General features: G+C 71.4%; 17 protein-coding genes. 4 read left to right on the top strand and 13 right to left on the bottom strand.

Going from position 1 to position 24,390, the window contains the following annotated elements:
- Positions 1-123 precede the first annotated feature (123 nt).
- The 4 genes from KBY19_RS15120 to KBY19_RS15105 form a co-directional block, all read right to left on the bottom strand.
- Positions 124-2,109 (bottom strand): ATP-dependent DNA helicase, encoded by a 1,986-nt coding sequence (locus KBY19_RS15120; protein WP_185018289.1) that lies wholly within the window; start codon positions 2,107-2,109, stop codon positions 124-126.
- A 216-nt stretch (positions 2,110-2,325) separates the two neighbouring features.
- Positions 2,326-4,128 (bottom strand): IucA/IucC family siderophore biosynthesis protein, encoded by a 1,803-nt coding sequence (locus tag KBY19_RS15115; RefSeq protein ID WP_180289779.1) that lies wholly within the window; start codon positions 4,126-4,128, stop codon positions 2,326-2,328.
- Positions 4,129-4,199: 71 nt separating this feature from the next.
- Positions 4,200-5,081, bottom strand: coding sequence for a GNAT family N-acetyltransferase (locus tag KBY19_RS15110; RefSeq protein WP_210965955.1), 882 nt, complete (start codon positions 5,079-5,081; stop codon positions 4,200-4,202).
- 41 nt (positions 5,082-5,122) lie between these two features.
- Positions 5,123-7,591, bottom strand: coding sequence for an IucA/IucC family siderophore biosynthesis protein (locus tag KBY19_RS15105; protein WP_210965954.1), 2,469 nt, complete (start codon positions 7,589-7,591; stop codon positions 5,123-5,125).
- A 291-nt stretch (positions 7,592-7,882) separates the two neighbouring features.
- Between KBY19_RS15105 and KBY19_RS15100 the strand changes: the two genes are divergently transcribed.
- Both KBY19_RS15100 and KBY19_RS15095 read left to right on the top strand, forming a co-directional pair.
- Complete coding sequence (locus KBY19_RS15100) at positions 7,883-9,106, top strand: serine protease (RefSeq protein WP_099884792.1); 1,224 nt, start codon at positions 7,883-7,885, stop codon at positions 9,104-9,106.
- 72 nt (positions 9,107-9,178) lie between these two features.
- Complete coding sequence (locus KBY19_RS15095; RefSeq protein ID WP_099884790.1) at positions 9,179-10,381, top strand: serine protease; 1,203 nt, start codon at positions 9,179-9,181, stop codon at positions 10,379-10,381.
- 228 nt (positions 10,382-10,609) lie between these two features.
- Here KBY19_RS15095 and hflX read toward each other — a convergent pair whose 3' ends face one another.
- The 6 genes from hflX to miaA form a co-directional block, all read right to left on the bottom strand.
- Entirely contained in the window at positions 10,610-12,109 is a 1,500-nt protein-coding gene (gene hflX / locus KBY19_RS15090) for a GTPase HflX (protein ID WP_185018286.1), read from the bottom strand.
- A gap of 206 nt (positions 12,110-12,315) precedes the next feature.
- Complete coding sequence (locus KBY19_RS15085) at positions 12,316-13,857, bottom strand: M1 family metallopeptidase (RefSeq protein ID WP_210965953.1); 1,542 nt, start codon at positions 13,855-13,857, stop codon at positions 12,316-12,318.
- 123 nt (positions 13,858-13,980) lie between these two features.
- Complete coding sequence (locus KBY19_RS15080; RefSeq protein WP_210965952.1) at positions 13,981-16,242, bottom strand: bifunctional (p)ppGpp synthetase/guanosine-3',5'-bis(diphosphate) 3'-pyrophosphohydrolase; 2,262 nt, start codon at positions 16,240-16,242, stop codon at positions 13,981-13,983.
- Positions 16,243-16,433: 191 nt separating this feature from the next.
- Positions 16,434-17,315 carry a diaminopimelate epimerase gene (gene dapF / locus KBY19_RS15075; RefSeq protein WP_210965951.1) on the bottom strand — a complete coding sequence of 294 codons (882 nt, stop codon included), beginning with the start codon at positions 17,313-17,315 and terminating at the stop codon, positions 16,434-16,436.
- 152 nt (positions 17,316-17,467) lie between these two features.
- A complete protein-coding gene (locus tag KBY19_RS15070) occupies positions 17,468-17,938 on the bottom strand; it encodes a hypothetical protein (RefSeq protein WP_185018283.1) in 471 nt (156 codons plus the stop codon).
- 107 nt (positions 17,939-18,045) lie between these two features.
- Positions 18,046-19,005 (bottom strand): tRNA (adenosine(37)-N6)-dimethylallyltransferase MiaA, encoded by a 960-nt coding sequence (gene miaA, locus KBY19_RS15065; protein WP_210955814.1) that lies wholly within the window; start codon positions 19,003-19,005, stop codon positions 18,046-18,048.
- A gap of 620 nt (positions 19,006-19,625) precedes the next feature.
- On the opposite strand from miaA, the gene KBY19_RS15060 reads away from it, so the two are divergent.
- On the top strand, positions 19,626-19,919 hold the full coding sequence (locus tag KBY19_RS15060) for an antitoxin (protein WP_099884777.1): 294 nt from the start codon (positions 19,626-19,628) through the stop codon (positions 19,917-19,919).
- 150 nt (positions 19,920-20,069) lie between these two features.
- Here the strand turns inward: KBY19_RS15060 and KBY19_RS15055 are convergent, their stop codons facing one another.
- From KBY19_RS15055 to KBY19_RS15045, 3 genes are all read right to left on the bottom strand, one after another.
- On the bottom strand, positions 20,070-20,777 hold the full coding sequence (locus tag KBY19_RS15055; protein WP_099884775.1) for a class III extradiol dioxygenase subunit B-like domain-containing protein: 708 nt from the start codon (positions 20,775-20,777) through the stop codon (positions 20,070-20,072).
- A gap of 135 nt (positions 20,778-20,912) precedes the next feature.
- Positions 20,913-22,430 carry a tRNA (N6-isopentenyl adenosine(37)-C2)-methylthiotransferase MiaB gene (gene miaB, locus KBY19_RS15050; protein WP_210965950.1) on the bottom strand — a complete coding sequence of 506 codons (1,518 nt, stop codon included), beginning with the start codon at positions 22,428-22,430 and terminating at the stop codon, positions 20,913-20,915.
- A gap of 83 nt (positions 22,431-22,513) precedes the next feature.
- Positions 22,514-23,062 carry an ATP-binding protein gene (locus tag KBY19_RS15045; protein WP_180289778.1) on the bottom strand — a complete coding sequence of 183 codons (549 nt, stop codon included), beginning with the start codon at positions 23,060-23,062 and terminating at the stop codon, positions 22,514-22,516.
- A gap of 207 nt (positions 23,063-23,269) precedes the next feature.
- Between KBY19_RS15045 and KBY19_RS15040 the strand changes: the two genes are divergently transcribed.
- On the top strand, positions 23,270-24,304 hold the full coding sequence (locus KBY19_RS15040) for a TAXI family TRAP transporter solute-binding subunit (RefSeq protein WP_210965949.1): 1,035 nt from the start codon (positions 23,270-23,272) through the stop codon (positions 24,302-24,304).
- The last annotated feature ends 86 nt before the right edge of the window (positions 24,305-24,390 follow it).

The raw sequence follows: 24,390 nt of genomic DNA, 5'->3' as shown, positions 1-24,390 counted from the left end.
GCCTCCTCTCCACGGCGTACGACAGACCGTACGGGCCGCTGGTTCCCTCCACACTGGAACCGGCGGCCCGCCGTCGTAGCAGACCCTCTCCCGCCGGCCCGCGCACACGCACCACCGGCGCGCTTACGACTGCTTGGCCGCCGCGTCGATGGCAGCCAGTGAACGGCGGACCTGGTTGCGATCCGTCGTGTACCAGAAGTCCGGCATCGAGGCCCGCAGGAAGCCGCCGTACCGCGCCCGCTCCAGCCGGGGATCGAGGACCGCGACCACGCCCCGGTCCCCCGTCGCCCGTACGAGCCTGCCTGCGCCCTGCGCCATCAGCAGCGCCGCGTGCGTGGCCGCCACCGCCATGAAGCCGTTGCCGCCGGCCTCCTCGACGGCCTTCTGCCGCGCGCTCATCAGCGGATCGTCGGGACGCGGGAACGGCACCCGGTCCATCACCACGAGCTGGCAGTTGGGGCCCGGCACATCCACGCCCTGCCACAGCGACAGCGTGCCGAACAGGCAGGTCTCCGCGTCGTCCGCGAACCGCCTGATGAGCTCTCCCAGCGTCTCCTCGCCCTGGAGCAGGATGGGCAGCCCCAGACGACCGCGAAGCTCCTCCGCGGCGGCCCGCGCGCCCCGCATGGAGGAGAAGAGCCCCAACGTCCGGCCGCCGGCGGCCTCCACCAACTCCGCGAGCTCGTCCAGCATGTCGTTGCGCTGGGAATCCCGGCCGGGGGGTGTCAGATGCTTGGCGACGTACAGGATGCCCTGCTTGCGGTACTCGAACGGGGAGCCGACGTCCAGCCCCTTCCAGGGCGGCGTCTCGGCCTCGTCCTCGCCGTCGGTGTCGCTCCCGATTCCCTCCGGGGCGAGGCCGAGTGAGGCGCCCACCCCGTTGAAGTCCCCGCCCAGTTTGAGGGTGGCGGAGGTGAGGATGACGGAGCGGTCGGTGAACAGCTTCTCGCGCAGCAGACCGGAGACCGAGAGCGGCGCCACCCGCAGCGAGGCTCCGTAGCGCTCGTGCCGTTCGTACCACAGGACGTCGAACTCGGAGTGCTGGAGAATACGCTCGGCCACGTCGTGCACGTTCTCGATCGAGGCCTTGGCCTGCTTGCGGACCGCGTCCTCGTCGGGCACGGACTTGTCACGGGTGTTGCCCAGCGCGCTCAGGCAGGTCCGGCCGGCGTCCCGCAGCGCCATCAGGGCGTATTCCAGATCCTCCGGAACGCTCTCCAGCCGGCCCGGCAGCGCGAGCTCCATCAGCCGTTCGAAGGTCTCGGACGCGGTCTGGAGTTGGTCGGCCGCCTTCTCATCCACCAGCTTGGCGGCGCGGCGCACCGCCCGGTTCACACTGCCGGGCGTGAGCTCACCCGTCGCGACGCCGGTGACGCGGGAGACCAGCTCGTGCGCCTCGTCGACGATGAGCACCTCGTGGCCGGGGAGCACCGGGGCCCCCTCGATGGCGTCGATGGCCAGCAGCGCGTGGTTGGTGACGATCACGTCGGCGAGTTTGGCGCGCTCCCTGGCGCTCTCGGCGAAGCACTCGGCGCCGTATGCGCACTTGCTGGCGCCCAGGCACTCCCGGGAGGAGACGGAGACCTGGGCCCAGGCGCGGTCGGAGACTCCCGGCTTGAGGTCGTCGCGGTCGCCCGTCTCCGTCTCGTCCGACCAGTCGCGCAGCCGCAGCAGGTCCTTCCCGAGCTTGGAGGTGGGCGCCGCGCTCTCGAAGGGGTCGAAGAGCCCGTCCTCCTCTTCCTGCGGCACCCCCTCGTGGAGCCGGTGCAGGCACAGATAGTTCGACCTGCCCTTGAGCATGGCGAACTCCGGACGACGGCGCAGCAACGGATGCAGCGCCTCGACGGTGCGCGGCAGATCCCGCTCGACCAGCTGACGCTGGAGCGCGAGCGTGGCGGTGGCGACCACGACCCGCTCCCCGTGGGCGAGTGCGGGAACCAGATAGCCGAGCGACTTTCCGGTGCCGGTGCCCGCCTGCACGAGGAGGTGGCGGCCGGCCTCGACAGCCTCGGCAACGGCCTCGGCCATGGCGGCCTGACCTGGGCGTTCCGTGCCTGCGACGGCAGCGACGGCGGCCTGGAGAAGTTCGGTGACGGCGGGCTTGCTCATAGACCCGACACCTTACGCGGCGCCACTGACACTCCGCTCCGTTGCTTCCCCCTGCGACCGGTTCCTTCCGGCCATGACCGGATCAGCCCGTCCACATGCCCACCGTGCACACCTGAGCACGCACGGTGTGTCCTGGTGTCCTTCGGTCACGATGCGGCTCTCCACGCGGTGCGCACCGCCCCACTGCGTGTCCCCCTCCCCGTGCGGGTGCCGCCCTCAGTACAGCGGATTGCGCACCGTCCCGTGCACGGCGGCGTGCGGGCGCTCGGATCTGTCGCGGTAGCCGTCGGCGTGCAGCCGGTTGCGATTGAGGCACAGTCGTTCGATGCGCGGGGTCAGCAGGTCGAAGGTCTCGAAACGCGACTTCAGCCCGGGGAAACGTTCGTGGTAGCGGTCGATCTCGGCCCGTGCGAGTGACCAGAAGTCGTCCTCCGGGACACCGAGTTGCGCCTCGCACAGCGGAGCGAGATAGCGGAAGACGCCCACGAAGAGCGCGGAGTGGATGAACTGGGTGAGGAAGGTGGGCGGCTCGGTCAGCAGGACGTCCCGCACGTCCTGCGGCATGGAGTCGAGCTCGGGCACCGGCTCGGCGCTGACGTTGACGTCGTCCACGAAGTCCTTGATGGCCAGCCGGACCGGTACGTCGTGCTCGTCGAAGACCACGATGGCGTTCTCCCCGTGCGGCGAGAAGACAGTGCCGTAGCGGTAGAGGAAGTGCAGCAGTGGCGGCAGCAGCGAGGCGAACAGGTGCCGGAGCCACACCTGTGGCTCCAGTCCCGAACGGGCCACCAGCTCGGCGGTGAAGGAGTTGCCGCGCACATCGGTGTGGATCAGGGAGGCGAGGGTGCGGGCCCGCTCGTCCGGGCCGAGCAGCGGGACGAGGGGTTCACGCCAGATGCAGCCGAGCAGTTCGCGGTACTGGTACGGCGCGCCGTCCAGCGGTTCGTACACCGGGTGCGGGACAGCCATGGAGGCGACCTCGCCCAGCAGGATCACCCGGCACTCCTCGGACAGGAACGGGTCCTGATCGCGCAGCCGCTGCACCCAGCCGGTGACCGACGGCGCAGCGACCGTGCGCTCCGTCGGAAGGCCGCGCCACACCAAGGTGTTGAGAATGGCGAGCGGCAGCTTGACGGTGTGCCGGTCGGGCCTGCTGACGTTGAGGAACGTACGGATGGACTGCTGCGGCAGCCGCAGATCGCCGTCGCTGGGCAGCGGGAGGATCTCCTGCGCGGCCAGTTGCGCGGCGAACAGCGGCACGACGGTCTCGTCCCACTGCCAGGGGTGCACCGGCATACAGAGGTAGTCGTGGGGTGCCAGCCCGCGCGAGCGCAATCGCTGACGGAAGGCGGCGACCGCCTCGTCGCTCAGCTCGCGCGCGTACAGCCGCTCCGGGTCGGCCAGCCGGGGCACGCCGTTGTACTGCGCCAGGCGCCGGTGGACGGCCAGCCAAGGCAGTGGGCGTGCCGTGCGGACCTCCGGCGCCCAGCCTGCGGCGTCGCTGCCGGAGAAGCCGAGCCGTCCCTTGTTGGCGACCAGCCAGGGGTGTCCGGCCATGTGCCCCTCCAGCTCGGCGTAGCCCAGCGTGGCGAGGTCGGCGACGGGCAGGTCGGAGGCCAGCAGCTGGGTGTCGGCGGTGAGGGTGGCGGTCAGTTCGCGGAGATAGTGGCCGGCCGTCTCACCGCTCAGCCCCAGCAGCGTCCGGGCGCGGGAGACGAAGCCCAGCGGGTCCACTCCGGGCTCCAGCGACGAGTCGTCGACGCTCCAGTGGCCGTAGGCGCCACGGCGCGCCCGGAAGCGGAGGGTGAGTTCGTCGTCCACGGGGAGGGCGTAGCACCCGGGTGCGGCGCCGGGGGCGGGCTGCGGCTGAAGGATCTCCTCGTAGGAGAACTCGGCGATCATCTTGGCGAGCAGCCGCCGGGACGCGCGGCTCCAGTGATCGGGCCCCGATTCGAGGCCTGCGGGGACGGCTAGCGGCGCTACGTCATGGGAGGGGGAAGAGGAAGAGGATCGGGACACGGGAGTTGCTCCTTGTGGGAGGCGTGGATTCAGGTGACAGTGGCCGCGGAGCACGGGCCGCGGCCACCGGGTCAGAGCGCGTGGCGCAGCTCGCGGTCCCGCACCATCAGGGCCGCGCGCTTGCCGGGGAGCTGGATCTCGGCGCTGAACCGGAATCCCGCACCGAGGAAGGCGGCAACGGAGGGGACGTTGCGCACATCCGGTTCGGCCAGTACCCGCGTGCACCGGGGACGCCGGTCCAGGACGAGGTCGGCGACCGTGCGCAGCAGCAGCGTGCCGAGCCCTCCTCCGCGGTACGCCGCCGAGCCGATGAGCACATGCAGTCCGGTGTCGTGCGGCAGGACGCTGCAGTGCTGGGCAAGGGGGTCGAGGTCGGCGCGGTACAGCTCCCAGTAGCTCATGGGGGTGCCGTCCAGCACGCCGAGGCAGGGGACGCTGCGTCCGTCGCCCTCCAGCTGGGGGCGCAGATGGGACTCCGTGACGCGCTCAGGACCGGCCAGCTCCCAGAAGGCCGCCACCGCGGGGTCGTTCATCCACCCGGAGACCAGCGGCAGGTCGGCGGGGAGACGCACGGGCAGGAGTTGGAACCGGCCCGCCTGGGTCGCGACGGCGGGCCACATGGGGGGATGGTCGAGCGGGCTGGTGTGCGGCTCCTCGGCGCGGGAGGCGTGGGGGGTGTGAGGAGGCCGGGGGCTCTGTGCGGTCCGGGGAGCCTCTGGGGTGGGGGACGCAGAGGGGGCCTGGGGCGGGGCCTCGGGTCCGGTGGGAAGCCCGAGCCGCTCCTGGAGCCGCCCCAGGTCGAGGGTGTCCTCGTTGGTGCGGCGCAGCGCTGTCTCGGCGGTGCCGAACGGAGCTGTGAGGGGGTCGTCGTTGCTGGTGCCGGAGCCGGGCGCCGCCGGGTCCGCGCCGGGGGAACCTGCCGGCGGCGCGGAGCCCGGCTGGGGGTGCGGCATGACGACGTCTCCTCTCGTGCGAGGGGCCGAGGGCCAGATGGTCAGAGGGTGAGGGGATTGACGAGGGTGACGTAGACGGACTGGGTGTCGACCGGGCCGACGAGCTCGTCCATGCCGTGCAGCCGGGTGAGCAGGTTCGCCTTGCAGCGCAGCGTCGGGGACTCCAGCAACAGCGCGGGCAGCGGCGATGCCGGCTCCTCGCGTGCGGCGCCCTGCAGGAAGCGGCGGAACGCCGCCAGCAGCAGCCGCTCGTCGGCGAGCTGCTGGGAGCCGAAGGCGCCGATGAGGCCGAGGACGTTGTTGATGCCCAGGTAGTAGGCGAAGCGCTCATCGGTGACGTCGTCGGCGACGAAGGTGTCGCTCTCGACTCCGAGCCGCGCTCCCGGCAGCCGTCGGCTCAGCACGTCCCGGTGAGAGGTGCGGAAGTAGTAACCCTGGTTGTCCCGATAGCGCCCGCCTCGCGGCCAGCCCTGTGCGTCCAGCAGAACCAGAGTGTTCTGCTGGTGCGCCTCCAGGGCGATGCCTCCGTGTGCGTCCAGCCAGAGCACCGGTCGTACGACGGCGTCCAGATAGCGGAGGAACCACTCGGCGGCCACCGCCCCGACGGGCCGTCGGGTGTCCTGGGCGAGCGCGTGGACCACCCGGCCGAGCCGCGAGCGCAGCACACCGGTACCGGCACGGGCACCGGCAACAGCGCCGCCATCGGCGTCAGCACCGGCACCGGGCGGGCCGTTCGGCCCGGCATCCGGCGGGGTGGGGACGGGCGCGGTCAGGCCGGCGAGACAGACGGCGTCATCACCGGCGCCGAAGGGGTTGTGCCGGATGACGGTGTCGAAGCCGGGCAGCCGTCCCTCTCCGGGGACGTCGACGCCGAGCCAGGCGGGGTCGCGCACAATGTCGAAACCCGGGTGGGCCGCCCGCCAGGCACGGCCCAGGTCGCCACGGAGCAGCCGGTGCACCTCCACACCGCGCAGCAGTTCCTTGCGAAGGTTCTCGCGGCGGGAGTTGGTGATGCGCAGCCCGACGGAGAGCTTGAGCATCGCGACGCTGTCGGGCCGGAAGACGGTACGCACCGAAGAGGTGGGGCTCCAAGGCTCACCGGCCTGCCCCAGGTCGTGCAGCAGCCCCGCGTCCAGCAGCGCACGGACAGCGGGGCTGTGCCGTGTCTCCCTGGCCTGCCAGGGGTGCAGGGGAAGGGGCACGTACTCCTCGGGCAGGCGCCCGGTCAGCGCCTGCCCGCACATGCGCAGCGCGAGTTGGGTGGCGGAGACGGGCTTCCCGCGGTCCGTCCACGCGGAGTCCCCCGCCAGCACCGAGCGGTGGACGGCCATCCAGTGCAGCGGGAAGCCGCCGCGCAGCTCCGGAGAGTAGGCCCCCTCCTCCGCGTCCGAGAGTCCTTCGCGGCTCTTGGGGGTGGGGTGCAGAGGGTGGCCGAAGATCAGCGCCTGCTCGCCGTCGAGGAACGGCCCGGTGCCGGGCGGCGGTTCGGGGTGGTCGCGACGGTCCGCGAGGAACCGCGCGGTGCGCTGCACGGAGTCGGCGACGCGGCCGACCAGCGCGGTGTGCTCGGCGGCCACGGCTCCCTCGCGCGCCTCGGCCCGACAGGTGGCGGCCTGCTTCGCAGCCTGCTCCGCGTCGCCGTCGGCTGCCGCGCTGGCGTCGACCGGGTTGTCGTGTACCGGGTTGTCGTGTACCGGGTTGTCGTGTACCGGGTTGTCGTGTACCGGGTTGTCGTGAACCGGCGTGCTGTCGTCGGCGCCCCGGGCGGAATCCGCGGCCTCGCGTCCTGCCCCACCCCCGGCCTCACGTCCGGCGTGTGCGGCCTCACGTCCGATCAGTACGGCGACCGCGACCGCCTGCAGCGGTGCGGCGTTCCTGGGCGCACCCTCCAGGTGCGGCGGATCGAAGCGGTGGCACCCGACGGGCGACCAGTGCCGTACCGGCACCAGCAGCGCCGTACCGCTGGCGGGCAGCGGGATACGCAGTACGCCGTTCCGGGGGCGGGCCGGAGCCGTCTCGCGCACCCAGCAGCGCAGCAGGTTCTCCAGTGCGGCCGCGTCCGCCGCCGCTCGGGGGTCGGGGTGTTCCAGCGGGTCGCGGTGGAACGCGGGTTCCCGGGGCGACGTCGGTCCGTGGAGTGCCGTCGGCTCGTGGGATTCCGTCGGTCCGTGTGGCTCCGGGATCCGGTGGTGTTCCGGCGGTTGGTGGTCTTCCACTGCTTCGCAGGGTTCCGAGCCGGGTCCCGACCGATCGTGGGAGGCGGACCGTTCACCGGGTTCGTGCGGTCCACCGGGTTCGGTCCGCTCGCCGGATTCCGGCGGTTCGCTGCCTTCCGGCAGCTCCGGGTGTTCCGACGCCTCGCGGTACTGCGGATGTGCCCGGGGCTCCGGAGCTTCGCGTTGCTGCCCGGCCAGGCGCCGCTCCTGTTGCGGAACCGTCGGCTCGATCAGGTCGGCGAGCCTCCGACGGACCGGTTCCTTCGGCTCGTCGGCTCCGGAGCGCGCGTTCACTGGTGTCTCCTTAGCTGGTGTCGACCGGGCGCGCTGGGCAGCGAGCCACTGTCCCCCAGATGCATCAACGAAGTGAACGGCACGGGATCACGGGCTGGTTGGAGTTCACTCCCTGGTTGCCGCGAAATGTGGGTCACTCCGGGGGCGCGTCGGGGCAGCGTGTGCGCCGGGGGAACCGCTGACCCTGCTGCGTCCGTCCCGAACACCACCGGGCATAGTGGGGGCCGCCCCACTCGGCGGGGTGCATGACAAGTCAACAGGCGCAAGATCCACTTCAGGGGGAGTTCAGCGATGCCATCGATAGCCAGGTCCGCGCGGCGCCGTCCGGCGCTCGCCGCGGCAGCGGTCGCCGCCGTGCTGGCGGTCACCGCTACAGCCTGCGGCCCGGAGGACGACAAGGCGGACGCCAAGCCCAGCCAGGCCGCCTCCGAGGACAAGCCGAGCCGGGATCTCAAAAAGGACCTGGGGCTCCCTGACGACCTCCCGAAGGACCTGCCGACCTCGCTGGACGACCTGGACGCGTGGAAGAACGGCGCCTGGAAGGACTGGGACCGGGACAAGTGGATGAAGGAGGCCAAGGACTTCTTCAACCCGATCATCGACGACCTGTGGAACCCCGACCGCATGAAGGACGCGGACGGGAACGACCGCAAGGTCGACGACTCCGACATCGACGACAGCCCCAGCGGCGGCAGCGACGGCACCGGCGAGGACGAGGGGGTCACCGACCCGACCCCGGAGCCGGTCAAGGCGGCCGGGGTCAGGACGCCCTACACCCAGGACGACCTGCCGGTCGGCAAGGTCTTCATGGACACCCCGAAGGGCGCGATGGTCTGCTCCGGCACGGTCGTCAAGGACCCGCGCCACCCGGGCAAGTCCAACCTGGTCGCCACCGCCGGCCACTGCGTCCACGGCGGAGCGGGCAAGGGCTGGTACCGCAACGTGGTCTTCGTGCCGGACTACAACCCCAAGGGGCTCTCGAACCAGCGGCTGGCGAGCGCCTCGAAGAGCGACGTGGCGCCCGACGGCATCTGGTGGGCCAAGCGCGCCCGTACGACCAAGCACTGGATCGCCAACGGCGCGGAGCGCGGCGGCAAGGGCGCGCAGCAGGACTTCGCGGTGCTCCAGGTGCAGCCGGAGGACAAGACCAGCAGCGCCTCGCTGGAGGAGAAGACCGGCGGCGCCGTCAAGCCCACCTTCACCACACCGCGGGTCAAGTCGATCAAGAGCCTCCGCGCGGTGGGCTACCCGGCCGCACCGCCCTTCGACGGCGCCAGGATGTACTCCTGCACCGACAAGCCCGGCCGGCTCACGATCGACCCGGAGCAGCCCGCCATGTACCGCATCGGCTGCACCATGACGGCGGGGTCCTCCGGCGGTCCCTGGCTCGACGCCTCGGGCACCCGGCTGCTCTCGGTGACCTCCATCGGCCCGGTCACGGCCGACTGGCTGGCCGGTGCTCGCCTGGGCAAGGAGGCCAAGACCGTCTTCGACACGGTCAGCAAGGAGAGCTGAGTGGCCGTGCGGCCTCGGCACCGTGCGCACGACGCACGTTTCTCGTACGAATCCTCAGGGGGAGCTCGAACCATGTCTCGCATACGCAGCGCCGGACGCGGACGTCCGGTCCTGGTCACCGCGGCGCTCGCGGCGACCCTCGCCCTCACCGCCACCGCCTGTACGGGCGACGACGACTCCGACAAGAAGGCGGACGCCAAGCCCGCCGCATCCGAATCCGCGAAGGACTCCGGCGGCGGGAAGGACAGCATCGGCCTCCCGGACAAGCTGCCGAAGGACCTTCCCACCTCGCTGCAGGACCTCGACAAGTGGAAGAACGGCGCCTGGAAGAACTGGGACAAGGACCAGTGGGTGCGTGAGGCCAAGGACTTCGTCAACCCCTACATCAAGGGCCACTGGGACCTGGGGCGGATGAAGAAGGCCGAGGACAACGAGAAGAAGGTCCCGAAGAACATCGAGAGCACCTCAGGTGCGGCCAACACCGCCGAGCCGCGGCCCGTCAAGGCCCAGGCCGTCAAGACGCCGTACACGCGCAACGCCGCTCCCGCCGGCAAGGTCTTCATGGAAACCCCTGAAGGCCCGATGGTCTGCTCCGGCACGGTCGTCAAGGACCCCCGCCACCCGGGCAAGTCCAACCTGGTCGCCACCGCCGGCCACTGCGTCCACTCCGGCAAGAGCGGCGGCTGGCTGCGCAACATCACCTTCATCCCGGCCTTCAACGACAAGGGCCGCGCCATGCCGGCGGTCAACAGCGCTCCGCCGCAGGAGGTCGCGCCGTACGGCGAGTGGTGGGTGAAGTGGGCCCAGACCAGCAACTACTGGATCCAGAAGGGCGCCAAGTCCGGGGGCGGCGGCTCCCAGCAGGACTTCGCCGTACTGCGCGTCGAGCCGGTGAACAAGTCCGGCAAGTCGCTGGAGGAGACCGTCGGCAACGCCATCAAGATCGACTTCGACGCGCCCTCGTCGTCACGCATCCGCGGCGTCAGCAACTACGGCTACCCCGCGGCACCGCCCTTCGACGGCGCCAAGATGTACTCCTGCACCGACCGTCCCGGCGCGCTGACGATCGACCCTTCGCAGCCGGCGCTGTACCGCATCGGCTGCACCATGACGGGCGGTTCCTCGGGCGGCGCCTGGCTGGTCAAGGGGAAGGGCGGCAAGCCGGAGCTGATCTCGGTCAACTCGATCGGCCCGCACCCGGCCACCTGGCTCGCGGGGCCGCGACTGGGCCCGACGGCCAAGGCGGTCTTCGACGCCGCCAGCCGGAAGGGCTGACGAGCGCAGACGCCGGAAGTCGGCAGCCGACAGCCGGCATCGACCAGCCGAACCGGCCGCACCGGTCGGACCCGCCGAACCGGACAGCCGGTGGGCGGTGGCGAACAGCCGGTGGACGTGCAAGGGCCCGCCCCCTCCCGACGCGGGAGGGGGCGGGCCCTTGTCCGTGTGCTGGGCGCCTCGGTGTTGCTGTACGCCCTTCTCGCTGTGCGGCTGTGCGGTCCCCGGCTACGGCCGGGCGACCAGCGGCTGGAAGGCGCGCAGCTCTGCCGCAAGCTCCTCGTGCACCCTGGCCTTGAGCAGTGTGCCCTGTTCGATGTGCTCCTCGGAGAGCACCTCGCCCTGGCTGTGCACCCGGGAGACCAGCTTGCCCTGGGTGTAGGGCAGCAGCACCTCCAGCTCGACGGAGGGGTGCGGCAGCTCGTTGTCGATCAGCTCGCGCAGCTGGTCGACGCCCTGCCCGGTGCGGGCGGAGACGACCAGTGCGTGCTTCTCGTTGCGCAGCAACCGCTGCAGGACGAGCGGATCGGCAGCGTCCGCCTTGTTGACCACCACGATCTCGGGCACGTCCGCCGCGCCGACCTCGCGGATGACCTCGCGTACGGCGGCGAGCTGCTCCTCCGGCGCCGGGTGTGCGCCGTCGACCACATGCAGGATCAGATCGGCGTCGCCGACCTCCTCCATGGTCGAGCGGAAGGCCTCCACCAGGTGGTGCGGGAGGTGCCGGACGAAGCCGACCGTGTCGGCCAGCGTGTAGGCCCTGCCGCTGGGAGTCTCCGCCTTGCGCACGGTCGGGTCCAGGGTGGCGAACAGCGCGTTCTCCACCAGCACGCCCGCACCTGTGAGCCGATTGAGCAGCGAGGACTTGCCCGCGTTGGTGTACCCGGCGATGGCGACGGACGGCACCTTGTTGCGTCGGCGATCCCGTCGCTGGACCTCGCGGCCGGTCTTCATCTCCGCGATCTCCCGGCGCATCTTCGCCATCTTCTCGCGGATCCGTCGACGGTCCGTCTCGATCTTGGTCTCACCGGGGCCACGGGTGGCCATACCGCCACCTGCCGAGCCGGAGCCACCGCCACCCATCTGCCGGGAGAGCGACTGACCCCAGCCACGCAGCCGGGGAAGCATGTAGTTCATCTGCGCCAGCGCCACCTGCGCCTTGCCTTCGCGCGACTTTGCGTGCTGGGCGAAGATGTCGAGGATCAGGGCCGTGCGGTCGACGACCTTGACCTTGACGACGTCCTCGAGGTGAATGAGCTGGCCGGGGGTCAGCTCACCGTCGCACACCACGGTGTCGGCGCCGGTCTCCAGGACGATGTCCCGCAGCTCGGCGGCCTTGCCGGAGCCGATGTAGGTGGCCGCGTCCGGCTTGTCCCTGCGCTGAATGACGCCGTCGAGCACCAGGGCTCCGGCCGTTTCGGCGAGGGCCGCCAGCTCCGCGAGGGAGTTCTCGGCGTCGTCCGCCGTACCGGAGGTCCAGACGCCGACCAGCACGACACGCTCCAGGCGCAGCTGCCGGTACTCAACCTCTGTGACGTCCTCCAGCTCGGTGGAGAGACCGGCCACTCGCCGCAGCGCCGCTCGCTCGGAGCGGTCGAGCTGATCACCGTCACGGTTCTCGTCGAACGTGTGACTAAGAGCGACGTCCTCTTCCATCAGGGCGTCGGCTCGGCGGTTCGTCGTGGCGATGCGCTGGCCGTTCTGTGGAAGGGAAGAGGAGTGGGTCAAGTGGATCCTTAAGGTCGAGGGACGATTCTGTACCGCACAACGCCCGGACGCCGGGGAAGATTCCCCCGGCGGGGTGCGGTCCCGAATCGGTCCGCTCCCGCGCCACCGCGCCGCGCGGCCACAAGGATGGTCGCACGGCGCAGCGACGTCGTCATCCGTATTTGCGCCCCCGGCCCGCGTCGCCCGGGAACAGGGCCCCGTGGGGCCTACGGGTGGTTGTGGTGCCTCTCGAGGGCTCTGGCGGAGCCCGCGGAGTCGGTGCCCGGCTTCGCGGTCGGGCTCTTGGCCGGCTTCTTCTGGGTCCAGTCCGGGTGCCCCGGCATGGGCGGGGTGGTCTTCCCGTAGAGCCACTTCTTCAGGAAGGCGCTCTGGTCCTTGCCGGAGATCTCGCTCGCCAGTTTGATGAAGTCGGCGGTGGTGGCCGTGGAGTCACGGTGCCGGCGCGGCCAGGCGCGCTCCAGCCGGGCGAACGCCTCCTTGCCGATCCGCTCCCGCAGCGCGTAGAGCACGACGGCGGAGCCGTTGTAGACGATGGGGCTGAACAGCTGGATCTTCCCGCTCTTCCGCGCCGGGAAGAGCGCGGCCGGCGGGCCGTAGCGCTTGCGCCAGGCGTCGGACTGCTCGTAGGAGGCGCGCGCCCGCTCGTCCACCGAGAAGCCGCCCCGCTCCGCGGCGTACGCCCACTCGTACCAGGTCGCATGGCCCTCGTTCAGCCACAGATCGGTCCAGCGGTGCGGCGAGACGCTGTTGCCGTACCACTGGTGCGCCAGCTCGTGCATCATCAGTGACTCCCGGTACCAGTCCGGGTACTTACGGGAAGAGAGCAGCTTGTGCTCGAAGAGCGAGAGGGTCTGCGTCTCCAGCTCGAAGCCGGTCTCCACCTCGGCGGCCAGCAGACCGTAGTTCTCGAACGGGTACTTCCCCGCCCTGCGCTCCATCCAGGCGATCTGCCGTGACGTCTCGTTCAGCACGGGCTCCAGTGCTTTTCGCTGTCCTGTAGGGACGACGTGGCGCAGCGGCAGGCCGTGCGGGCCTTTCGAGCGTACGACAGTGGAACGGCCGATCGACACCTGCGCCAGCTCGGTGGCCATGGGATGCACCATCCGGTACGTCCAGACGGTGTCCTGTCCCACGCGGGACCGGCCGGTGGGCAGCCCGCCCGTCACGACGGTCAGCCCGCGCGGAGCCCGTACCCGGAAGGTGAACATGGCCTTGTCCGCCGGGTGGTCGTTGGAGGGGAAGACCCGGTGCGCGGCGTCGGCCTGGTTGGCCATGGCCAGGCCGTCCTTGGTACGCACCCAGCCGCCGTTCTTGATGGTGGGGTCACTGGTGTGGCGGATCTCGACCCGCATCCGGGCACCGCGCCGCAGCGGCGTCCGCGGGGTGACCACCAGGTCCTCGCCCGCCCTGGCGTGCTGCGCGGGCTGCCCGTCGACCTGCACCGAGCTGACCTCGCCGCCCGCGAAGTCCAGGTTGAACCGCTCCATGGGCCCGGCGGTGACCTGCGCCTCGATGACGGTACGGGAGTTGAGCGGCTTGCTGTTGTCACCGTCGTAGTCGAAGGACAGGTCGTAGGTACGGACGTCGTATCCGGGGTTGCCCAGCTGAGGGAAGAGGTGGTCGCCGATCCCGGCCGCCGTCGGCGCGGGGAGTGCGGCGCCGACCAGTGCGAGCGCTGTGACGGTGACCGTACCGGCGAGGGCACCGCGCCGTCCGGCGGGTGAGCGTGTGAGGGCTGTGAGGGCCATGGGTCATCGCTACCAGCGGCCGGTGCCGCTGCCGACTCCACCGGGGCGCGTCCACCCGAAAGGGGACGTCGGGCGCCTCCGCCCGTACGGTCCCGGTCCCCGGCCCGGCGGTCGGACAGTCCGTCAGTTCGCGGCGGTCTGGCGGACGGAGCGGGTGACGTCGTAGACGCCCGGCACCCGGCGCATGGCGCGCACCAGCGCGGGCAGCCCCGCCGCGTCGGGGAGTTGGAGCGTGTAGGTGTGCCGCACACGCTGCTCGCACGGGGGCTCGACGTCGGCCGAGACGACGGCGGCGCCCTGGGCGGCGATGGCCTCGGTGAGATCGGCGAGCAGGTGCGGCCGTCCGAACGCCTCGGCCCGCAGGGTGACCCTGCACCCGGCGTCGCCCTGCTCCCAGCGCACCGGCAGGGTGAGGCGCCCGGCGGAGGCCATCCGGGCCACCGACTGACAGCTGTCGCGGTGCACGGTGACGGCGCCGCCCCGTACCGGGAACCCGGTGACCGCGTCCGTCGGTACGGGCGTGCAGCAGCGGGCGAGCCGCACGGGCGTCCCGGGGTGGCCGGGGACGACGGGAATGTTCTCCCCGTACTCCGCGTACTGCTCCGGGTGCTCCTCGACCTCCTGCGGTACGTACCGCTCCCCCAGCCTCCGGTGCGGCTCGTCCCGGAGTTCCTGGTGGCGCCGGCGCTCCTGGTGGAGTTCCTCCCGCGCCGCTTCGGAAAGGACCTCGCGGGCCGCCTGCCGAGTGCCTTCCTGGCCGGCAGCCGGCTCGCTCACGGCCTGGTCGCCCTCGCGTCGGCCGTGCGCGGCGAGCCACTCCCGGATGGCGAGCCGCGCGGACGGTGTCCTGACATGGTCGAGCCACTCGGGGGATGGGCCCGAGGGGCTGCCGTGGCTGGACTCCAGGAAGAGCTGGAGCGCGTCCCCGTCCCGCAGCGCCGTGGTGAGTGCCGCCAGCCGGCCGTTGACGCGGGCCCCGATGCACCGGTGAGCGGCCTCCCCCAACCGGGCGTACGCGGCGTCCACACAGGTCGCGCCCGCGGGCAGCGGCAGTGCGCCACCGGCGGTCCCCTCCGCCCCGGGGACGGCGCAGTAGACGGTGATTTCCAGGTCCTGCGCCAGTTCGTCGCGCAGCTCCTGCCAGAAGGTGTTCGGGTCGGGTGCGTGGCTCTGCCACTCCAGCAGTCGCGAGAGCCATCCGGGTCGGGTCGGGTCGGTGCGCTCCCCGGTCGCGTCGGCGGTCGCGTCGGCTGGGCCCTGCGCGGCCCCTTCGGCGGCGTCGGGAGCCGTTTCCCCCGCCACATGCGGGTCGCCGAGGGCGATGACGCCGGTCTCGGCCACCTGGTGCATCCGGCGGGTGCGCACAAGCACCTCGGCGACCCTGCCCTCCTCGTCGGCGATGGCGGTGTGCAGCGACTGGTACAGGTTGAACTTGGGCGCGGCGATGAAGTCCTTGAACTCGGAGACGAGGGGGGCGAAGCAGGTGTGCAGTTCCCCCAGCACGGCGTAGCAGTCCGCGTCCTCGTCCACGAGGACCAGCAGCCGGGCGTAGTCGCAGTCGCCCAGCTGGCCGCGTTTGAGCCGCAACCGGTGCACGGAGACGGTGTGCCGGGGGCGGATGAGCACCTGGGCGACGATCCCGGCCTCGCGTAGCGTGCGGCGCACCTGTGCGGCGAAACCGGTCAGCGGGTCGGGGCGCGAGTTGTGCTCGCGGATCAACTCGCGTGTGACGGTGTGCTCTTCCGGGTGGAGGATCGCGAAGACCAGGTCCTCCAGTTCGCTCTTGAGGGCCTGGATGCCGAGCCGTTCGGCGAGTGGGATCAGCACATCGCGGGTCACCTTGGCGATGCGCACCTGTTTCTCACGCCGCATCACTCCGAGGGTGCGCATGTTGTGCAGCCGGTCGGCGAGCTTGATGGACATGACCCGCACGTCGTTGCCGGTGGCGACGAGCATCTTGCGGAACGTCTCCGGCTCGGCGGCCGACCCGTAGTCGACCTTCTCCAGCTTCGTGACGCCGTCCACCAGATAGCAGACCTGATCGCCGAACTCCTGCCGCACCTGTTCGAGCGTCACGGCGGTGTCCTCGACCGTGTCGTGCAGCAGCGACGCGGTCAATGTGGTGGTCTCCGCGCCGAGCTGGGCGAGCAGCAGAGTGACCGCGAGGGGATGGGTGATGTAGGGCTCACCGCTCTTGCGCATCTGTCCTCGGTGCGAGGACTCGGCCAGCATGTAGGCCCTGCGCAGTGGCCGCAGATCGGCCCTCGGATGATGCGCCCTGTGCACCTTGGCGACGTGCTCGATGGCGTCCGGCAAGGAGTCCCGTGGCGTGGCGCCCAGCAGTGCCACTCTGCTCAGTTTCCGCAGACTGCGCACCGCGCTCATGGGCACCTCCCGCTCTTGCGCACCCCGGGCCGGGGGTGCGATGGTACCGACCCCATCACGTGCCTTCGGCCGGCTCCTGTCGAGCGTGAGGCGGATCACCCCATCGTGCGACGCCGGGTCAGCGAGCGGTCACGGAAACGGACGGCCTGTCAGCAGACGGCCTCACGACCGTACGAGAATCGGGAACGCTGTCACGCGAGCAGCTCGGGAGCGATCGTGCCCTCTGCGACGATCTCGGCCGGGCCCGTCATCTCGATCTCACCGTCGGCCCGCTCGGTGATCTCCAGTCGGCCTCCTGGCACATCCACCGTGTAGGTCACCGCGGCGCCGTCCCTGCGGGGGTCCACGCCGTCCCTGCGGGCTGCCGCGACCATCACGGCGCAGGCGCCGGTGCCGCAGGACCGGGTCTCCCCCGCGCCGCGCTCGTGCACCCGCAGCGCCACGTGCCGAGGTCCGCGCGGGACGACGAACTCGACGTTGACGCCGTCCGGGTAGGCAGCGGCCGGCCGTACCTCGGGGGACTCCAGCAGTGGTCCGGCGTCCGCCAGGTCGGAGACGAAGGCGACCGCGTGCGGATTGCCCATGCCGACCTTGCGCACCGGCCAGGTGTTCCCGCCGACGGTGACGGTGATCGCGTCGCCCTCGCCGCCCGGCTCCGCCAGCTCGGCCGCGCCCATCCCGGTGGTGATGCCGCCGCCGTCCTTGGCGATGTGGATCTTGCGCACACCCGCCCGGGTGGCGATGGCCAGGTCGCCGGGCCCGGCCAGTCCGGCGCGCTCCAGATAGCGTGCGAAGACCCGGGTCCCGTTGCCGCACATCTCGGCGACGGAGCCGTCGCTGTTGCGGTAGTCCATGAACCACTCCGCTTCGGCGGCCATGGACCGTGCCTCGGGGTGTGCGGCGGAGCGCACGACGCGTAGCACGCCGTCCCCGCCGATGCCCGCCCTCCGGTCACACAGCCGCGCCACCGCCTCCGGCGACAGGTCGAGCGTGCCGTCCGGGTCCGGGATGATCACGAAATCGTTCTCTGTGCCGTGCCCCTTGAGGAACGGCACGCCTGGTGCGCTGGTCACGCTGCCGATCGTACGGGAGATCCCGGCGCGCCCCGGTTGTGGGGAGGACGCGCCCCGGTTGTGGGGAGGAGGAGCGGACCGTCGCCGGACGCGGCGCACGGCCGACCGCGAAGCGGCGACCGCGGACGGCCCTCGCACGCGGCGGCACGGGGTCAGCGCAGTCGGGCGACCCGCCAGACGGCCAGGACGACGACGGTGCAGACCACGACGGTGTACATCAGGACGACGCGCCAGTCCGGACGTCCGCCCGAGCCGCGCGCCGGGAGCCCCGGCCAGGTGTGGCCCACCCTGCGGGCCGCCATCACGCCCCAGCCCGCCGCGCAGCCGCACAGCAGGAGCCCGAGCATCGAGACCACCGCTCCTGAGCTACCACCGGGCTCGAAGGCCAGGGGGAAGGCGAACATCAGCGAGCCGAGAGCACCGAGCACCACGATGGGTGCCAGCTGCCACAGCCGCAGCTTGCGCTGCGGACGCAGCTCGTGCGGCTCCACCGGGGGGCCGGGCTCCGGCCCGGGGTCCACGACGGACGGCTCGTCCGGCAGCTCGCGCTCCGCGGACGGCTCACGGTCCGAGTGGGGCCCGGCATCCGCGGAGGAAGAGTTGTCGCGAGGGCTGGCCTCCATTGCCACGCGCCCTCCCAACTCCGGCTTCAGGCTCTCAACGATGGTCGATGATGGCACGCCGGGGGTAACGGGACGGTCGCTCAGGGCTTCCCGATGCCATCACGTGATCAGGCTGTAACCGCCTTCGTGAGCAACGACAGCGCCGCACCCGGCAGTTCCGGCCTGTCCGCCACCGCCCCACTGAGCCAGTTCACCCGTGGATCGCGGCGAAACCAGGAATCCTGACGGCGCGCGAAACGCTTGGTGGCACGGACCGTCTCCCTGCGCGCCTCCTCCAGCGTGCACTCCCCCGCGAGAGCCGCGAGGACCTGCTGATATCCCAGGGCGCGCGAGGCTGTGCGCCCCTCCCGCAGCCCCTGCCGCTCCAGCTCCTCCACCTCGTCCACCAGCCCCGCCTCCCACATCCGGTCCACGCGGCGGGCGATCCGCTCGTCCAGCTCGGGCCTGGCCACGTCGACGCCGATCTGCACGGTGTCGTAGACGGCCTCGTGGCCCGGCAGATTGGCCGTGAACGGCCGCCCGGTGATCTCGATGACCTCCAGGGCACGTACTATGCGGCGTCCGTTGCTGGGCAGGATGGCGCGGGCGGCCTCCGGGTCGGCCGCGGCCAGCCGGGCGTGCAGGGCGCCGGGGCCGTGCTCGGTCAGCTCCGCCTCCAGCCGGGCGCGCACCTGCGGGTCGGTGCCGGGGAACTCCATGGCGTCCAGTGCCCCGCGCACATACAGTCCGGACCCGCCGACCAGTACGGGCACCCGCCCCTGGGCGCGCAGCCTGTCGATCTCGGCGCGGGCCAGCCGCTGGTACTCGGCGACGCTCGCGGCGACGGTGACGTCCCATATGTCGAGCAGGTGGTGCGGCACACCCTGCCGCTCGTCCACGGTCAGTTTGGCGGTGCCGATGTCCATCCCGCGGTAGAGCTGCATCGAGTCGGCGTTGATGACCTCGCCGCCCAGCTCACGCGCGAGGAAGACACCCAGATCGGATTTGCCGGCTGCGGTGGGGCCCACGACGGCGACGACCGGTGGGGAGTCCGACGAGACAGGCGAGGGGGCGGCTGCGTCATTCACGGGTCAAGTCTCGCAAACCCGCCTCAGGCTCCTCGAACGAGCGACGTGACGGACCGCTCTCGGGGTCGTTCCCCGTTGCGAGGTTCCGACAGCCGGTTTCCGCACCGGTGCCCCGGGGCGGCGCAATGGGACGCTCCGCAAGGCGCGGGATTTCGCCCACACGAGTAGGATCTGGAGTAGATATGGGCGTTTTTGCGAGGCTTCTCCGCCGTTCGTCCAGCAAGTCAACACAGGACAGCCCCGAGGCCACCCCCACGGAGGAAACCGGAGCGGACGAGCCCACCGTCGAGAGGGACGACGGGGCGGCAGCGGCGGACTCCGGTGCCGACGCGCCGGACCGGGGCGATGCCCGGAGCCCGGACGGGGAGCCCTCCCGGGAGAGCCCGTCGGCGACCGAGACCGAGGCGCCCGGGCGCGCGAGCGATACGGTCGGTGGCGACGCCGCACCGTCCGACGGGGCCACCGCGGCTGATGCGACTGATGCCGGGTCCGGCGGGGCAAGCGTCGGAATCCCCAAGCAGCCGGCCGCGGACGAGGCCGCCGACAGCGGGACAGGCGAGAGCGCTCACAAATAGGCCGCGCGGCAAATTGCCGCACGGCACGGCAGAAAGGGGACCGCGATGGGCTTCATGGACAAGGTCAAGGGCATGCTCGGCCAGCATGGCGACAAGGTCCACCAAGGGGTGGACAAGGCCGCGAAGCTTGCGGACTCCAAGACCAAGGGCAAGTACAGCGACAAGATCAACAACGGTGCCCGGAAGGCGAAGGACGCCACACAGCGACTCGCCGACGAAGGGGGCCGCGGACAGGGCGGCTCGGGCAACGGACCGAGCGGCTCCGGCCCCACCGGCGGCGGCAGCGGCTCCGGCCCCACGGGCCAGGGCCCTGGCTCCGGCTCCGGCTCCGGCTCCTGATTCGGGAGCCTGCGAGCCTCAGCGAGCTCTCTCGGCGCTCAGCGGGGGTGTACGGTGCGGCGATCAGCACCGCACACCCCCGCTGCCGTGTACGCATCCGTTCCGCCGCGTTTCACCGCGTTCCACGGCTCACGGCTCACGGCTCACGGCTCACGACCAGCTCGCCACCATGTAGCCCACGCCGTAGGGCGCTTCGTCGTAGAGCAGTCGTCCGGCCAGGTCGGCCCCCTGTGCGGCACCCGCGAGCGTCTGCCAGGACGAGCGCCCGGCGGCCTTCAGGTCGTACGCCAGCTCCTCGTCCAGGGCGAGCAGCGCCGCGGTGTCGGCGCTGCCCAGCGCACGCGCCGCCTCCGCGTCGAAGGCGGCGGCCCGCTCGTCGAAGTAACCCGGTGCCTTGAGGGTGCGGCAGTTGCTGCCGTCACCCATCACCAGCAGCGCCACCCGGTCCGCGCGCGCCGCCAGCCCACGCCCCGTCTCCTCGCAGCGGGCCCGCGTGAGCGGTTCACCGATGCCGAGCCCCTCGACCGGGCAGCAGGTCCATTCCGTGCGCTCCAGCAGCCAGGCGCCGACGGCCAGCGACGGGGGCAGCTCGCGCCGGGCCGGCTCGCCCTTGCCGAGGCTCACCTCCAGCGGAACACCGAACCCGGCGAACGATCCGCGCGTGCCCTGCGGATGCGGGCCACGCCCCGACGGTTCGGCGGGGCCGAGCACGAACAGCTGGTCGGGGCGGGCCGCCGCCAGGACGCCCAGGGCGTCGTAGCAGGCGGCGCGTGCGGCGTCCATCTCGGGAGCGGCACCACCCGCGACCTCGGGAACGAGCAGCGGGGGGCAGGGGCATACGGCTGCGGCGACAAGCATGGCGCGCAGCTTAAGTGCCGTTCGCACCACTTCCCACCCTGCCCGCGCCGTGACTCACCCGAGCGTGCGAGATCGGCCGAAACGGATGACGCGGGAGCGGCCGACGGCTTACGTCCTCCCGGCCGCTCCGGGGCGTCAGCCCAGGCCGCAGCCGCCGGTGGCGGCCGGCAGCGGCTCCGGGGCGCCGACGGTGGGCAGACCGAGCATGACGCCCTTGCCCTGCTCCTCCTGCGGCGCAGCGGTGCGGCGCTCCCAGGCGTCGCCCGCGCGGGTGCGGCGCACGGCCTTGGCGGGGCCTTCGGCGAGCAGGTGGTGGGGCGCGGCGTAGGTGATGTCGACGGTCACGACATCGCCGGGGCGCACCGGCTCTTCGGGCCGGGTGAAGTGCACCAGCCGGTTGTCGGGGGCGCGGCCCGACAGCCGTCGGGTGGCGTCGTCCTTGCGGCCTTCGCCCTCGGCGACCATCAACTCCAGCGTGCGGCCGACCTGCTTCTTGTTCTCCTCCCAGGAGATCTCCTCCTGGAGGGCCACCAGGCGCTCGTAACGCTCCTGGACGACCTGCTTGGGGATCTGGTCGGGCATCTCGGCGGCGGGCGTGCCGGGGCGCTTGCTGTACTGGAAGGTGAAGGCCTGGGCGAACCGGGCCTCGCGCACCACGTGCAGCGTCTCGGCGAAGTCCTCCTCGGTCTCGCCGGGGAAGCCCACGATGATGTCGGTCGAGAGCGCGGCCTCGGGGATGGCGGCGCGGACCTTCTCGATGATGCCGAGGAAGCGCTCCTGCCGGTAGGAACGGCGCATCGCCTTCAGGACGCGGGAGGAGCCGGACTGCAGCGGCATGTGCAGCTGCGGCATCACATTGGGCGTCTCGGCCATGGCGGCGATCACATCGTCGGTGAAGTCGCGGGGGTGCGGGGAGGTGAAGCGGACGCGCTCCAGCCCCTCGATACGGCCGCAGGCGCGCAGCAGTTTGCTGAACGCCTCCCGGTCGCCGATGTCGGAGCCGTAGGCGTTGACGTTCTGGCCGAGCAGGGTGATCTCGCTGACGCCCTCGTCGACCAGCGTCTCGATCTCGGCGAGGATGTCGCCGGGACGGCGGTCCTTCTCCTTGCCGCGCAGCTGCGGAACGATGCAGAAGGTGCAGGTGTTGTTGCAGCCCACGGAGACCGAGACCCACGCCGCGTAGGCACTCTCGCGACGGGTGGGCAGCGTGGAGGGGAACGCTTCCAACGACTCGGCGATCTCCACCTGCGCCTCGCTCTGCAGACGGGCGCGCTCCAGCAGTACGGGCAGTTTCCCGACGTTGTGGGTGCCGAAGACGACGTCGACCCAGGGAGCCTTCTTGACGATGGTGTCCCGGTCCTTCTGCGCCAGGCAGCCGCCGACCGCGATCTGCATACCGGGGCGGGCGGCCTTCTTGGGCGCGAGCTGACCGAGGTTGCCGTAGAGCCGGTTGTCGGCGTTCTCACGTACGGCGCAGGTGTTGAAGACGACGACATCGGCTGCGTCGGCGTCCCGCGGCGCACGGACATAGCCGGCGTCCTCCAACAGGCCCGCCATCCGCTCGGAGTCATGGACGTTCATCTGACACCCGAAGGTGCGCACCTCGTACGTCCCCTTGACGTCCACTGCCTGACTCCGGTCGCTGCTGCTCATGCGACAAGGGTAGGCGTTCATGCGGGTGGCGCCGGCCGCCCGGGCGGGTACCCTCGGACGTCACCGGGGCACCGTGACACACATCACGTGGCGGGGAGTTCGTGGGGCAGCCGCAGCGTCGCCCAGACCGTGTTGCCGTCGGTGACGGTCGAGGGCCGCACTCCCCAGTCGGCGGCGAGCGCGGCCACGATGCACAGGCCCCGGCCGCTCTCGTCGGCGGCCTCGCTGTCCTTCAGTTGCGGCCTGTCGTCGCCTTCGGCGTGGTCGTGCACCTCGATGCGCAACAGTGCGGCAGTGGGCGTCTCCCGGGGGGCCAGAGCGGCACGGCAGACGAGCTCGGCATCGGGCAGGCAGCGCGTGTGCACGACGGCGTTGGTGGTCAGCTCGGAGAGCAGGAGCACCGCGTCGTCCACCGTCTCGGCGGGTATCGACGGATCCTGCCGCTCCCTCAGCCACGAGGTGAAGGCGAGGCGCGCCCGGCCGATGTACTGCTCCCGAGCGGGGAAGCGCAGCTGCCATGTGGGGTCTTCCGCGCGTCCGGGTGGCGCCGTGGGGTGCGAGGCACCGCCGGACGCCGGAGACGCTGTCGTGGAGGCTGCTGCGGGATCCCTGCGAGCGGGGGCGGCGTACACGTGGAGGCGCCTTCCGTCGAGCTGGTCCCGGCCCCGCGGAAGGGCCGTGACGCGTGGTCTGCCCGTCACTATGGCCTCTGCAGTTCCACTCAGCAAGCGACAGTGTGAAATTTGCAGTTCGCGAATCGGCGCGTTCGCACTCGGCCACTCTGCGTGGTGACTCGCACCACTCCCCTCGTGGCCGCAGTGCTGGCAGTATCCCTGTTCATGGCCAGCCTGCGTCCGCGAACGGTGTCCCGTCCGAAGCGCCGCCCGGGCGGACCCAGCACCGGTCGGCGACGCCTCCTGTGGGGCGCGGCTGCCGTGCTCGTCGTGTGCGGGCTGCTGGTGTGGTGGCTGCGGCCGTCCCCGTCGCCCTCGCCGGGCGGGAAGGTCACCTTCGCCACGGGTGTGCGCACCGGTGTGTACGAGCGCTACGGCACGCTGTTCAAACAGCGGCTGGCCCGCGATCTACCCCGTGTCGACCTGGAGCTGCAGCACAGCCAGGGGTCCGTCCAGAACTTGACGCGGATCGTTTCCGGACAGGCGGACTTCACCATCACCGCCGCCGACGCACTCGCCGCCTACCGGAACAAGGGCGGAAAGGACGCCTCCCGCATCCGGGCGTGCGCGCGGCTGTACGACGACTACATACACCTGGTGGTGCCCAGGAACTCACCGGTCGACAGCGCGAAGGACCTCAAGGGGATGCGGGTGGGCGTCGGCGAGAAACGCTCGGGGGTCGCCCTGGTGACCAAGAGACTGCTGAAGGCCGCGGGGCTGGACATGGACCACGACGTGCACCCGGTGCGCAAGGGCATCGACACGATGCCCGGGCTGCTGACCGAGGGGAAGCTCGACGCGTTCTTCTGGTCGGGCGGACTGCCGACCGGCGCCATCGAGCGTCTGGCGGAAGGAGCGGACATCCGGCTGGTGCAGCTCGGCGACCTGCTGCCCCGGCTGCATGAACAGCGCCCCGGGACGCGCTACTACCGAGCAGCCGTGATGCCGCCCGACGCCTACCCCACCGTGCAGCGTGGCCGGTCCGTCAAGACGGTGGCCATCGCCAACCTGCTGGTGACCATGGACCGTACCGACGCCGCGCTGACCGAGGGCGTCACCCGCTCCGTCATCAAGAGCCGGGACCAGATCGGACGTGAGGTGCACGCCGCGCAGAAGGTCGACCTGCGTACCGCCATCTACACCGACCCCGTACCGCTGCACGAGGGCGCACGCCGCTACTACCGCTCCGCCAAGCCCTGACCGGAACACCGTCCCCGTCCCCACCGGATCGGAACTCCGTCCGCACCAGAACACCGTCCGCACCGAACACCCCACCAACCGGAACG

The sequence above is a fragment of the Streptomyces sp. B15 genome (assembly GCF_018070605.1).
GTDB classification, from domain to species: domain Bacteria; phylum Actinomycetota; class Actinomycetes; order Streptomycetales; family Streptomycetaceae; genus Streptomyces; species Streptomyces smyrnaeus.
Note: the sequence above shows the minus strand (reverse complement) of the source record. Positions and strands in the feature narration are given on the sequence as shown.